This window comes from Sorangium sp. So ce128 (genome assembly GCF_051525245.1).
GTDB classification, from domain to species: Bacteria; Myxococcota_A; Polyangia; order Polyangiales; family Polyangiaceae; genus Sorangium; species Sorangium cellulosum_B.
Genome location: NZ_CP150313.1, coordinates 3732501 through 3745870 on the forward strand (window position 1 = coordinate 3732501; position 13370 = coordinate 3745870).

Annotated in this window: 9 protein-coding genes and 1 tRNA gene (1 of these 10 only partly in view); 6 read left to right on the forward strand and 4 right to left on the reverse strand. The window is 72.2% G+C overall.

The window, feature by feature from the left end:
- Positions 1-1746, forward strand: the 3' portion of a protein-coding gene (locus WME82_RS14545; protein ID WP_438043315.1) for a transglycosylase domain-containing protein. It extends 543 nt beyond the left edge of the window; 1746 of the gene's 2289 nt are visible here — the last part of the coding sequence; its start codon lies off the left edge, out of view; the stop codon is at positions 1744-1746.
- 24 nt (positions 1747-1770) lie between these two features.
- On the opposite strand, the gene tadA is transcribed toward WME82_RS14545, so the two are convergent.
- From tadA to WME82_RS14560, 3 genes are all read right to left on the reverse strand, one after another.
- A complete protein-coding gene (gene tadA, locus WME82_RS14550) occupies positions 1771-2295 on the reverse strand; it encodes a tRNA adenosine(34) deaminase TadA (protein ID WP_438043316.1) in 525 nt (174 codons plus the stop codon).
- Between the two features lie 43 nt (positions 2296-2338).
- Positions 2339-2412 (reverse strand) — tRNA-Arg (locus WME82_RS14555).
- Positions 2413-3273: 861 nt separating this feature from the next.
- Complete coding sequence (locus WME82_RS14560) at positions 3274-3903, reverse strand: hypothetical protein (protein WP_438043317.1); 630 nt, start codon at positions 3901-3903, stop codon at positions 3274-3276.
- A 69-nt stretch (positions 3904-3972) separates the two neighbouring features.
- On the opposite strand from WME82_RS14560, the gene WME82_RS14565 reads away from it, so the two are divergent.
- The 5 genes from WME82_RS14565 (at position 3973) to WME82_RS14585 (ending at position 11697) form a co-directional block, all read left to right on the forward strand.
- Entirely contained in the window at positions 3973-4782 is an 810-nt protein-coding gene (locus WME82_RS14565) for a redoxin domain-containing protein (protein ID WP_438043318.1), read from the forward strand.
- Positions 4783-4821: 39 nt separating this feature from the next.
- On the forward strand, positions 4822-6225 hold the full coding sequence (locus tag WME82_RS14570) for a VWA domain-containing protein (RefSeq protein ID WP_438043319.1): 1404 nt from the start codon (positions 4822-4824) through the stop codon (positions 6223-6225).
- A gap of 16 nt (positions 6226-6241) precedes the next feature.
- Positions 6242-7774 carry an acyl-CoA carboxylase subunit beta gene (locus WME82_RS14575; RefSeq protein WP_438043320.1) on the forward strand — a complete coding sequence of 511 codons (1533 nt, stop codon included), beginning with the start codon at positions 6242-6244 and terminating at the stop codon, positions 7772-7774.
- Positions 7775-7863: 89 nt separating this feature from the next.
- Positions 7864-10299 (forward strand): S8 family serine peptidase, encoded by a 2436-nt coding sequence (locus WME82_RS14580; protein WP_437871627.1) that lies wholly within the window; start codon positions 7864-7866, stop codon positions 10297-10299.
- A gap of 129 nt (positions 10300-10428) precedes the next feature.
- Positions 10429-11697 carry a pyridoxal phosphate-dependent aminotransferase gene (locus WME82_RS14585; protein WP_438043321.1) on the forward strand — a complete coding sequence of 423 codons (1269 nt, stop codon included), beginning with the start codon at positions 10429-10431 and terminating at the stop codon, positions 11695-11697.
- Here WME82_RS14585 and WME82_RS14590 read toward each other — a convergent pair.
- Positions 11684-13369 (reverse strand): L,D-transpeptidase, encoded by a 1686-nt coding sequence (locus WME82_RS14590; RefSeq protein WP_438043322.1) that lies wholly within the window; start codon positions 13367-13369, stop codon positions 11684-11686. The genes WME82_RS14585 and WME82_RS14590 overlap by 14 nt on opposite strands.
- Position 13370: the final 1 nt, after the last annotated feature.

A 13370-nucleotide genomic window follows, 5' to 3' on the forward strand; every position in this document is an offset into this window, starting at 1 on the left:
GCCAACGTGGCGCTCCCGGAGGGGACCCCTGAACCTCAGGTCGTGCCTGAGCAGAGCGGGCGCACTCATCCGGCACAGCTGACGAGGACGCCCGAGCGCAGCGACGGGGCCGATGCGGGGCGGAATCGAGGGGCTGCGGTTCGAGATGCCCTTCTGCGGGCGGCGCAGGGCATCGATCTGGCGCTCGGCAAGGACGCCAAGGTCGACGTCGCAGGCGTCACCGCGCGCCTCCGGCGCGACGCCGATCACCTCAACCTGGGACCGGGGCACCTCGCTGTGCGGCGCGAGGCAGGCTCGCTCGTGGTGGAGCTCTCGCCTGGAGAGGCCGCGATCGCGGCCGCCGGCGCCGACGCCCAGCAAGCGCTCACCTTTCGCCTTCGCGTGCCGCTCAGCGACGCGAAGGAGACCCCGCAGGAGATCGTCGCCGACGTGCAGGGCGGACCCATCTGGCTCTCCACCCTCGGCGTCCATGAAGGGGACATGGGCCTGTTTGATGTGGCGCGGACGTCGATCGTCAGCCGCGCGCGGGTCGTCCTCTCCGCCGACGGCCAGACGCTTGGCGTCGACGGCGAAGGAAGGCTGAAAAACCTCTCCCTGCGGAGCGCGGCCCTGGCAGATGAGCCCATCGCAGGCCTCGACCTGGCATGGCGAGCGAAGGCGAACGGCAAGCTCGACGGATCCAAGCTCGTCGCCGAGGACGCCGAGGTCGACCTCGGTGCGCTGAGGCTGATCGCGCGCGGCGAGTACGAGCACGCCGGGAACTCACACCGGGTCCGCGGCACCTTCGAGGTGCCTCTCACGGCTTGCCAGTCGATGCTGGATTCGGTGCCCAAAGGGATCGTGGCGAAGCTCCACGGAATGAGGCTTGCCGGCTCGTTCGGTATCGAAGGGAAGCTCCGGTTCGATACCGCGAACCTCGACCGGAATTTTTTGCTTGACTGGGGGGTCTCCAACACCTGCCGCGTGACGGAGATGCCGCCGGAGCTCAGCGTCGATCGCTTCAAGCGCGCGTTCCGGCGCCTGGTTTACGGGCCCGGGGGCAAGCGCGTCGACATCGAGTCCGGGCCGGGGACCGCCGATTGGGTCCCCTACGAGGACATCTCCCGCTTCATGGAGGTCGCCGTGCTGACCACGGAGGATGGCGCCTTCCACCGGCACCACGGGTTCGACGAGGAAGCCATCAAGAACTCGATCCGCGAGAACCTTCGGAAGAGGAGGTTCGTGCGGGGGGCGAGCACCGTCAGCATGCAGCTCGCCAAGAACCTCTACCTCGAGCGGACCAAGAGCGTGGCGCGCAAGCTCCAGGAAACCTTGCTCACCATGTACCTCGAGCAGGAGCTCACCAAGGAGCAGATCATGGAGCTCTACCTGAACGCGGTGGAGTTCGGACCGCTGGTCTACGGTATCGGCGCCGCCGCGCGGCACTACTTCAACGCGTCAGCGGCGCAGCTCTCGCTCGGACAGGCGCTGTACATCGCGTCGATCCTGCCGAACCCGAGCGTGCAGCACTTCGATGCGAACGGTGAGGTCACCGCTGCATGGAGCGGGTACCTGCGCAAGCTCATGCAGATCGCGCACAGGCGGCGGCGGATCTCCGACGAGGAGCTGGAGAAGGGGCTCCAGGAGGTTGTGGTGCGAGGCTCCCCTGCGCCCCATCTGGCGCCCCGTCAGCCCTCCGAGGACGGCGGTGAAGCCGGCGAGGAGAGATCGGGAGAGGACGAGGGGGGCGCCTGGGCGGCGCCTTGACGCCTGCACGCGCGGGCTGGGCTGTCAGCGCTTCGAGGCGGCGGTCCGGAGCTTCGCGAAGAACGCGCGGAGCACGCCGGCGCACTCGTCTGCGAGCACGCCCGACGTGACCGCGAAGCGATGGTTGAGCCGGTTGTCGCGCCCGATCGCGAAGAGCGTGTCGACCGCTCCCGCCTTCGGGTCCGGGCAGCCGTAGACGAGCCGCGCAATCCTGGCATTGACGAGCGCGCCGGCGCACATGGGACACGGCTCCAGCGTCGCGTAGACGGTCGCCCCTTCGAGCCGCCAATGACCAAGCCGCCTGGCCGCCGCCCGCAGCGCGTCCACCTCGGCGTGACCGGTCGGATCCTGGTCGATCTCGCGGCGGTTTCGACCGCGCGCCAGCACCGTCCCCGCCGCGTCGACGACGAGCGCCCCCACGGGGACGTCACCGGCACCTGCCGCAGCCTCGGCCTCCGCGAGCGCTTCGCGCATCCACAGCGCGTCGACGTTCGCTGGTTCCTCCGGCTGTGCCACAGGGGAGAGGAGCAAATCCGCTCCGTCATCCATGACATCCATGAGAGGCTCAGGACCTTTTACACGACCGATCAGGCGCGCCCAGGAAGATTCGAACTTCCGACCCCCGGCTTCGTAGGCCGATGCTCTATCCAGCTGAGCTATGGGCGCTCTGGTGAAGACAAGTGCAAGACGTGGCTACGCCACCGCACTCCCGCGTCGCGCTCGGTTGCGCGAAGTGAGTGCCGGCGTTTATACGCCCCCGAGCGAGCTGTCAAAGGAAAAGTGATCGATGCCTGAGTGCGTCTGCTCGAATGCGCGGCGTTTGCCGCCGAGGTCGTTGCGAAGTTCGCTCCTTCGTCGCCCTCTCGCCTCGCGCCCTGGCGACTCCCCCGAATGGTCGAGCCTTCTCGCCCGCGAAGGCTGATCCCATCCGCAAGGTTGAGCCGCCGTAGGGCGAAGCGGGCTAGCGGCGCGGGCCATGCCGGCGACGCACACGAAGCCGGCGGCGGGCAACGAGCGCAGGACAAAAACAGGGCGCGCGGCGACTCCGTCACGGAATGGCCGCGCGCTTTCACACGCTCTCGAAGGGCAAGCGAAGCTCTAGAAGCGCACCACGAGATGAGCAGGCCAAGCTGACGAAACGGGAAGAAGCCGTAAGCCAAGCAGCAGCGGCGCCATGGAGAGGCGGGATGGCGCCCGCTGAACGACCAAGCACAAGCTAGTGAGGCCCGTTACGAGGGGAGGAGGACCGAGACACGCTGCAGCCCACAGCGCAGAACACGGTCAATTCCGCCTGGAGCAGCCTCTGTGCCATCTCGCGGCCTCCTCGTCGCTGCGTCCTCGCGCGCGCGTACGTCCAGCGGAATACTCACGTTTCGCCGCGGTTTCTTCGGCTGTGTGGATCCGTGTCCGACGAGGTGCTCGGGCAGCGGTGTCGCGTGCCATGCCGTGTTTCGCAATCTTTGCGGACCAAGAGCCCCGGCCATTGGACGCTGTGACGCGTCGCGCTGTCGAGGGCCACGCGAGCGCCTATCGGGGGCCGCCGAAGAGGTGGTCGTGCGGGGCGTCGGCATGACAGCGCTTGCAGAGGGGCAGAGCGCCGCGGTGGGTGGAGGTGCCCTGGGGCGTGAGGACGAGGTACTCCCAGTTGCCGCCGTCGGGGTCGTAGCCAGCCGGTCGCTTCACCATGGCCAGGAGCGTGTCCGGCTCCGATGCGCCCGCCCGGTAGTGGAACTCGACCACGGCCGCGCCGGAGGGGAGAACGCGATCCGGACCGAGCTGCGGGTAGGGCGCAGCCGCCGCGTTGATCCTCACCTCCGCCTCCATCTCGCCGGTGAAGTGCTGGGAGCGAGCTCGAGCCGTGACGGGCTGGAAGCTCGCGAGCTGCCCGGCGAGCTCCCACGCCGAGGGCGCCGCGGCCGGCGGTGCAGCGGGCGCCGGGGCCGGCGCCCGCGCCTCGGGGATGGAGCTGGAGCCGCGCCCGATCCATTCCGTGGTCTCCGCGACGTGAGCGGGGGACGCGGACGGCGGGGGCGGCGCACAGCCGAGCGGCAGGGGGGCCCACCCGGCGCGGACCCGCGCCTCCGTCGAGAGCGTCATCGAGGCGAGCGACGCCGCAGCGAGCGCGCACCACGCAGAGAGGCGGGTTCGGGACCGCACCGGTCGAGATGCTACACTGCCCGGATGTACCTGGCCTCTTCCAGGCGAGGCCGCGCATGGCGCGCCCTCTTGGCCGCCACGCTGGTGTCGCTGTCGGGCGCTGCGCTGCTGGGAGGCGCCCCGCACGCAGCCGCCGAGGAGGCGTCCCGCCGCGCCTGGCTGGGCGTGGAGCTGGAGCCAGGGCCGGCCGGGGGGGTGGTCGCGAAGCACGTCGTCACCAGCTCGCCGGCGGCCAAGGCGGGCATCGTGGACGGGGATCAGGTCATCGCGGCGGATGGCGTCGAGATCGACGAGCCAAAGCAGCTCGTCGCGCGTGTCGCGCTCGCGGGGCCTGGAAACGTGGTGAACCTCCGGATCCGGCGCGGCGGACGAGAGCGAGACGTCGCGCCGACGCTGGTGCCGTTCCCCGGGCACGATCAGATCCTTCGCCTCGACAAGATCGGCACGTTCGCGCCAGCCTGGAAGTCGCTCACCACCGTCGGAGGGACCGTCCCGGCGAACATCGGGACCCTGCGCGGAAACGTGGTGCTGCTCGATTTCTGGGCGACCTGGTGCGCGCCATGCCGCTTGATGGCCCCGCAGCTCTCGGCGTGGCACGCGGCGCACGCCGCGCAAGGGCTGCGGGTCGTGGGCGTGACGACCGACGACGTGAGCGTCGCGACGAAGACAGCGCAGGCCCTCTCGATGCGCTACGCGGTCGCGGCGGACGCGTCGGAGTCGACCTCCGCGGCCTACGGCGTCAAGGCGCTCCCCACGATGTTCGTGATCGACAAGAAGGGCGTCATCCGGGACGTGGTGGTCGGGTACGACCCGACCCGGCACGCCGAGGTCGAGAAGCTCCTCAAGGCGCTGCTCGCGGAGCCCGCGCCGGCGCCATAGCCGCCGCGGGGTCGCGCCGGCTGGACCGGTACGCTCTCCATGCTCCTCTCCATCGACGAGTTCCTCTGGGCGCTGCGCCGCGACGGCTTCGCCGTCTCGACGGCGCAGGCCATCGATGTCACGCGCGCGTGCGCCCTCGTCGGGTTCGGCGACCGAGGGACGCTGCGCGACGCCATCGGCGCGGTGGTCGTCGAGCGCGCCGCCGATCTCCGCCGGTACCGCGCCTGCTTCGACCGCTTCTTCTCTCCCGCGGGCGCGCACGTCGGCGATCTGTGGGGGCGCCTGCGGGAGCGAGGGTTCTCGGATGGGGAGCTCTCCGCCCTGCGCGATCTGCTGAGCGCGGCGGCGGAGCGGAGCGGCGCCTCGGGCGACGCGATCGCGTTCCAGGCGCTCGCAGGGACCGCGGGGGAGCTCGACCGAGCGCTCCAGGCGGCCGGGATCGCGCGCGTGCTCGCGCCGATGACGAGCTCGCTCCAGATCGGGTTCTTCGCGCAGCGGGTGATGGATCAGCTCGGGGTGCCGGCCGCCGCCAGCGCGCTGCGGCGGATCCGGAGCGCGCTCGAGGAGGCCCTCGGCGAGGAGCGGGGGAGGGCCCTGGCGGAGGCGCTCGCCGCCGAGCTGGAGCGGATGCGGCACCGCGTGCGCGAGCACGTGACGCTGTCGCTCCGGCGCTTCGAGGGTGAAGAGCCAGCTGCCCAGGGCCGCATGGATGTGCCGTTCGCCTCGCTCGGCGAGGGCGAGATGGAGGAGGTGCGCCGCGCCGTGAAGGAGCTGTCCGTGCGGCTCCGGGGCGCGGAGCGGCTCCGGAGGCGCCGCGCGCGACGCGGGAGGATCGATCCCCACCGGACGCTGCGGCGCAGCCTCCAGACCGGCGGCGTGCCGTTCCAGCCGGCGCGCCGAGCGCGGCGGCGCGACAAGCCGCGCCTGATGATCCTGTGCGACGTGTCGGACTCGGTCCGCGTCGCCGCGCGGTTCATGCTCGAGTTCGTCTGCGCGGCGCAGGAGCTCTTCGACCGGACGCGATCGTTCGTCTTCGTGAGCGAGCTCGCCGAGACGACCGAGCTCTTCGAGGCGTTCCCGGCGAGCTCGGCGCTCGAGCGGATCCAGCGCGGCGAGGTGGTGAGCCGGGCGCACAACTCGAATTACGGGCGCGCCCTGCTGGCCTTCGAAGAGCGACACGGGCGTGACGTGGACCGGCGGGTAACCCTCGTGATCCTGGGCGACGGGCGCACGAACTACTTCGCGGACGAGGCGGAGGTCGTGAGGAAGCTCCGTGACCGGGCGCGGGCGCTCCTGTGGCTGTGCCCCGAGGGGCCGGGCGCCTGGGGGACGGGGGACAGCGCGATGCCGCGCTACGCCGCGGCGGCGACGAAGGTGCTGGTCGCCCGGACCGCGCGGGAGCTCGAATCGGCGGCGCGGGAGGTGGTCGCCCGGCGCGCTTAGGGCTATGGGTCGCGCCATGTCGCTCGATCAGAAGCTGCGGGATCTCACGGCGCGCATCGAGAAGGGAGGCGCGCAGAAGTACCACGACAAGAACGCGGAACAGGGCAAGCTGTTCGCGCGGCAACGGGTCGCGCTGCTCGTCGATGAAGGCAGCTTCATCGAGGACGCGGCGCTCGCCAACGCGCTGGATCCCGAGCTGCCGGCCGACGGCGTCATCACGGGCACCGGGACGGTGGGCGGGCGCCCCGTGTGCGTGATGGCGAACGACTCGACGGTGAAGGCCGGCTCGTGGGGGCGCCGCACCGTCGAGAAGATCCTGCGCGTGCAGGAGACCGCGCGGCGCCTCCGGTGCCCGCTGCTCTACCTGGTCGACTCCGCGGGGGCGCGCATCACCGACCAGATCGAGATGTTCCCCGGGCGGCGCGGCGCGGGCCGGATCTTCTACAACCAGGTCGAGCTGAGCGGCCTCGTCCCGCAGATCTGCCTGCTGTTCGGCCCGTCGGCGGCGGGGGGCGCCTACATCCCGGCGTTCTGCGACGTGGTGTGCATGGTCGAGAGCAACGCGAGCATGTACCTGGGCTCTCCGCGCATGGCGGAGATGGTGATCGGCGAGAAGGTCACGCTCGAAGAGCTCGGCGGAGCGCGCATGCACTGCTCGGTCTCCGGGTGCGGCGACGTCCTGGTGAAGACCGAGGAGGAGGCGATCGCCTTCGCGAAGCGCTACCTCGCGCTGATGCCGCAGAGCTCCGCCGAGACCGCGCCCCGCGTCGAGCCGAGGCCGGAGAAGCCAGGGCAGCGGCCGCTCGAGGACGTGATCCCCGCCGACGAGAACAAGCCGTTCGACATCATGGCCGTGATCGACGCGATCATCGACGAGGGCAGCTTCGTCGAGATCAAGAAGCTCTACGCCCGAGAGATCGTCACCGGGCTCGCGCGCGTGGAGGGACGCGCGGTCGGCATCATCGCGAACCAGCCGAAATACAAGGGCGGCGTGCTGTTCGTGGACTCCGCCGACAAGGCGGCGCGGTTCATCTGGCTGTGCGACGCGTTCAACATCCCGCTCCTGTACCTCGCCGACGTGCCCGGCTTCATGATCGGGACCGTCGTCGAGAGGCAGGGGATCATCCGGGCCGGGGCGAAGATGATCGCCGCGGTGAGCGAGGCGAGCGTGCCGAAGCTGTCCGTCGTCGTGCGCAAGGCGTACGGGGCCGGGCTCTACGCGATGTGCGGGCCGGCGTTCGCGCCCGACGAGTGCATCGCCCTGCCCTCGGCCTCGATCGCCGTGATGGGGCCGAGCGCCGCGGTGAACGCCGTCTACTTCAACAAGATCCAGGCGATCCCGGCGGGGCCCGAGCGCGAGGCGCTCGTCCAGAAGCTGCGCGACGAGTACCGGGCCGACGTCGATCTGGAGAAGCTCGCGAGCGAGCTCGTGATCGACGCGATCATCCCGACGGCGAACCTCCGCCGCGAGGTGGCGCGCCGCTTCGAGCGGTACGCCGGCAAGGTCGAGGAGAGGCCGCGAAAGAAGCACCTCGTGCCGCCCGTGTGAGCGGCGCGCGGCGCGCTCCGGAGAGCGCGCGGCGAGGGCAGCGCCCTTCGTGACCTCGGCCGCGCGCGGACGTGGTGTAGACTCGCGGCGTGCTCGCCCGCAGGTTTCCGCTCTCCATCGCGCTGCTCGGCCTCGCTCTCGCGGCGGGTGAAGCGCGCGCCGACGTCCCGGCCCCGGCGGTGGCGCGCCTGCTCGGCTCGCGCCTGGGTCGGCACCCGCTCGCCGATCCGCGCGGGCGCATCCCCGTGACGGTGCCGCTGCCCGCCGGCGCCGACGCGCGAGCGCTCGGGCTGCTCCCGGTCGCGCCGGGCTTCGGGGCCATCCGGCTCGCGCCCGGCGACGTCGGCGCCTTCTCCGCCGCGCACCCGGAGCTCAGGCTGCTCACAGGGCCGCCGCGGCGGCCCCTGCTCGATCGCTCCAAGGGGTGGATCCGCGTCGAGCCGTACAGGAAGGCGACCGGCGCGGACGGCAAGGGGGTGGTCGTCGGCGTCGTCGATACCGGTCTCGACGTGACCCACCCGGATTTTCGAGACAAGGACGGCAAGACACGGATCCGATGGATGCTGCAGGCCGGAAGCCCGAAGGGGCTGCACGCGGCGCTCGAGCACACCTACGGGTGCGATGATCCGGACCAGTCGGCGTGCGCGATCTTCTCCGACGCCGACATCGACGCCATGCTCGCGCAGAGCAAGCCCGGCATCCTCCGCGATATCGCGGGGCACGGCACGCACGTGGCCTCCATCGCCGCGGGCAACGGCGGGCCGATGGTCTCGGAGCGGCCGCGGTACGTCGGCGTGGCGCCCGCCGCGACGCTGATCATCGCCGCGCCCGCGCGGCCCGGCGAGGGCTTCGACGATCCGGACATCCTCAAGGCGGTGCAGTTCATCTTCGACCGCGCCGAGGAGCTGAACATGCCGGCGGTCGTCAACCTGAGCGTCGGGAGCGATTTCGGGCCCCACGACGGGACGAGCCCGCTCGAGGCGGGGCTCGCCGCGATGGTCGGCAGCGCTCATCCGGGGCGGGCGATCGTCGTCGCCGCCGGCAACAGCGGCGCGATGTACGAGCTCGACGGCGAAGGGCCGCTCGGGATCCACACCGAGGCCCACGTGTCGGCGCACGCCGAGACGCGCGTGCCCATCCGGACGCCGAGCGCGGAGCGCGGCGAAGGATACGTCTGGATCACCTTCCGGCCCGGGGACGAGGTGTCGGTCGGCCTCGACGGGCCAGGCGGCGAGGCGTGGATCGGCCTGATCGAGCCCGGAGATGACGCCGGCTACACCGGCGACGACGGCGAGACGACCGGCGCGGTCATCAACCGGCTCGCGAACGGGAAGTCGCCCATCACAGCGGCGACGAACAGCGCCGTCGTGGCCTTCAGCGGGGCGTGGAAGGCGGGCGAGTTCGCGATCCGCCTGCGAGGCCAAGGGGACGCGCAGCTCTGGGTGACGGGGCTCGGCGACGTCTCGCCGTCGCACGATCTCGGGCTCCTGTTCCCGCGCGCCATCAAGCAAGGGACGATCAACGTGCCCGCGAGCCACCCTGGGCTGCTCGCCGTGGGGTGCACCATCAACCGCGTCCGCTGGCAGCCGCAGGGGAGCTCCACGAGCGTGCGCCTCACGAGCCTCGACGGCGTGGACATCGAAGAGGACAGCGCCTGCTACTTCAGCGCGGCTGGCCCCACGCCGTTCGGCGTGGCCAAACCGGAGATCAGCGCGCCCGGCGGCCTGGTCGCGGCCGCCATGGCCAGCGGCGTCGACCCGCGCGACGATCCCGGAGGGCTGTTCGATACGCCCGGGTGCCCTGGCGACGAGCCTTGCTTCGTCGTCGACGACCACCACGCGATCGCGTCAGGGTCGTCCATGGCGGCGCCGCAGGTCGCAGGGGCGATCGCGCTCCTCTTCCAGGTCAACCCGAACCTGAGCCAGGCGGAGGTCACGGAGGCGCTCCAGGCAGGCGCGAGGTATCCGAGGGGCGCCGTGCCGCTCGACGCGCAGCTCGGTCCCGGCGTGCTCGATCTCGAAGGCGCGCGCCTCGCGCTCGAGGCCGCCGAGACCGGCGGCAACGAGCCGGCGCTCGACAAGAGCTGGTACGTCCTGTCGAGCACCTACGCGAGGCCCGACCCGTCGTGGCCGGTCTGGGGGACGATCGAGCTGCGACGCCCTGACGGCGCCCCGGTGAGGGGCGTCGATGGGAAGCTCACGGTCGCCGTCCGCGGCGGGGTGATGCACACGCCGCTCCGGGAGGTGCGCCGCGGGCTGTGGCAGTTCGCGGTCGCCGCGCCGCGCGGCTCCGGAGGGGCGACGCTGGCCGTCGACGTGCTCTACGACGGCGCCTCGCTCGGCGCGCGCGAGCTCCCGGTGGGGAGCGACGTCTGGATGGCGAACGGAGAGCTCGAGGCGACCAGCGGCGCGTGCACCTGGGCCGCGGCTCGCCCGGACGGGACGCCGCCGTCGAGCCGTGCCGCCTGGGGCCTCGCGAGCCTCCTCGTGGCGGCGTCGGCGGCGCGCCGGCGGCGCCGCGGCTGAGCACCCCCGCAGGCAGCCCGCGCGCTTGCGTTGCCCGGGTGCACGTGCGGCTGCCGTCCGGCGCCGTCCGTGTCACGGTGGCCGACCGGCGGGGCGGGGTAGAGCACGACTGCGATGGAGCACGGACGCATGGATAAACGGGTGATCCTGGATCGACCTCCCGCGGCGGAGGCGGACGCGGAACACGCGCGCGCACCCAGGCCGCTGCGGTTCGCGGCGCGCACAGGCTGGGATCTCTCGGGCAACAGCCTCGCGTCCGTGCTCGCCGAGGCGCGCGGGGCGGGGCGCGCGCTCGTCGACTTCACGGAGTCGAACCCGACGCGCTGCGGGATCGTCGAGGCGGCTCACCTCATCGCGCCGCTCGGCGAGCCGCGCGGCGAGCGGTACGCGCCGCTGCCGCTCGGCGACACCGCGGCGCGCGCCGCGGTGTCGCGCTACTACCAGGAGCGCGGGCTCGACGTGGATCCGTCGAGCGTCGTGCTGACGGCCAGCACCAGCGAAGCGTACGGATGGCTGCTCAAGCTGCTCGCCGAGCGCGGCGACGACGTGCTCGTCCCCGTGCCGTCGTACCCGCTGCTCGAGTACCTGGCCTGCCTCGAGGACGTCGCGCTCACGCCCTACCCGCTCCTCAGGGAGGAAGGATGGCGCATCGACCTCGGCGCGCTCGAGCGCGCGGCCGGCGAGCGGACGCGCGCGGTGGTGCTCGTCCATCCGAACAACCCGACCGGCTCCTTCGTGCGCCGCGACGACGCGGCCGCGCTCGAGGCGTGCGCCAGGGAGCGCGGGCTCGCGCTGATCGTCGACGAGGTCTTCGGGGACTACGCCCATGGAGACCTCGCCCCGGACCGCTTGCCGAGCTTCGCCGGCGCGCGGCAGGCGCTGACGTTCGTGCTGAGCGGGCTCTCCAAGGTGATGGCGCTGCCGCAGCTCAAGCTCGGCTGGATCGCGGTCTCGGGGCCGCCGGAGCTCGCCGCGGCGGCGCTGGAGCGGCTCGAGATCATCGCGGACACCTACCTCTCGGTCGGCACCCCGGTGCAGCTCGCGCTGCCGGAGATCCTCGCCTCACGGGCGCCCGTCCAGCGCGCGATCCTGTCGCGCGTGCAGGCCAACCTGGCGGCGCTCGACGCGGCGATCGCCGCGCGCGCCGGGGGTGCGGTCCGGCGGCTCCCGATCGACGGCGGCTGGTACGCGACGCTGGAGGTCCCGCGCGTGCACGACGAGGACGGCTGGGTCGAGCTCCTCGTGCGCGACGAGGGGATCATCGTCCACCCCGGCTACTTCTTCGATATGCCGCGCGACGGCTTCCTCGTGGTCGGCCTGCTGCTCGATCCGGACGTGTTCGCGGAAGCCGCGCTGCGGCTCGTGGGCCGGATCGCGCGCGCGATCAGCGGTGAATGAGGACCACCGTGGAGCGGCCGGCGTCACGGGAGGCCCGCAGGCCGTGCCACCCCTCCGGCACCGGCGGGTCGGTCCAGGCGAACATCTGCTTCGCGTCGATGGGGGAGAGGTTGACGCAGCCGCCGCTCTTCGGCTCGCCCCAGGCGTCGTGCCAGTACGCGCCGTGCAGCGCGTGAGGTCCGCTGAAGTTCTGCACGAACTGCACCTCGGAGTGGACGATCTTGTCGTTCGTGCTCGAGACCATCGTCGCCGTCACGAACTTCCCGTCGATGCGGAAGCGCCCGGTCGGCGTCGCCGCGGTCTCGATGGCGGGGATGCCCTGCCTCGGGACACCGCCGCGCCCCGGTGAGATGAGCGTCGCGAAGACCGGGGTGAGCTCTTCATAGGCGACGAACCAGCCGCCGAGCACGCTGACCTCGATCCACTTGCGCGGCGACGACGGATCGCCGTCGCCCTCGAGCGGCGAGCTCTTCGCCGCCTCGATCACGACGGCGTCGTCCGCGCGCACGTAGACCCCCGGCTCCTGCGTCTCGAGGAGCCGCTCGCCGTCCTCGCTCTCGGCGCGACCGGTGAGCCCGACCGAGGCGAGCCGCGCGAACGACGCGCCGGTCGGCTCGAAGCGGCCGCCGGCGCCCCGCTGGTACTTCGGCCGATCGGTCTTGCGGAAGAACGCGAGCGGGAGCGAACGCCCGTCCTTCAGCCAGACGCCCTGGAAGCTCGAGCGCGGGTAGGGCTTCAGGCGATCCTTCGGCATGTACGCCTGGTCCGAGGTCACCACCCAGGTCCGATCCTGCGCGTCGAACGCGCGGGTGAACGCCACCGTCGAGCCGTTCACGATCCGGTCGCGCCCCTCGCGCACGAGGCCGCCGAATGGAAACAGCGCCGGGGCGGCCACCCCCGCAGGCTTCAGGTCGACTCCTACGAGGGCATCGTCGAGCTTGCGGATGGCTTCCTCGCCGGCACCCTCGGCGGCGCGCACCTTCGCGATGTTCGCGAGGTGCTCCTCGAGGTCCCACTCGGAGCGCCGCTGCTCCTTCGCGCTCGGGAGCTGCGGGTAGCGCGGCGCGCCGGTCGACTCCGCGTAGTCATAGGGCCACGGGGAGTCGACCCTGGGCGCGTGCGGCCGCAGCGCGGCCACGACCGGGTCGTTCGGGTCGACCGCGGCGCTGGCGCCAGCGCAGACGTAGCCCCGCGGCTCGATGGCGTACCACGCGTCGCACCCTTCGCCCGGCGTCCGCGCGGCCTCGACGCTGCCGCCGCGCAGCGCGACGGAGCCGCCGAGCCCCAGGTAGCCGCTCCAGCCCCGCGTCGGGTAAGGGCCAGGGTTGATCCACGCAAACCGCGCCTTGGAGTAGATGCGCGCGCCCTCCACCGCCGCGATGGCGGGCGGCGCCGTTGCCGCCGCGCTCGCCGCGGGCGGCGCGTCGGCCTCCGCCTGGGCCTGGGCCGGGGCCTTCGTGACGTGCGCCGCCTCGACGAGCGCGGCGCGCGGCGCGGCCGCTCCCGAGGACACGCGCGGCGCGTCCGCCTCGGGGGGCGTCCGCAGGGAGTCCGCCTCGAGCGAGGCAGGCGCCGCATCGGCGGGGCTCTCTTCGGAGCAAGCTGCGGCGCCCCCCGACGCGATCGCGCACGTCAGGGCCGCGAGGAGGAAGGAAGGCGGTGAGCTAGCCATG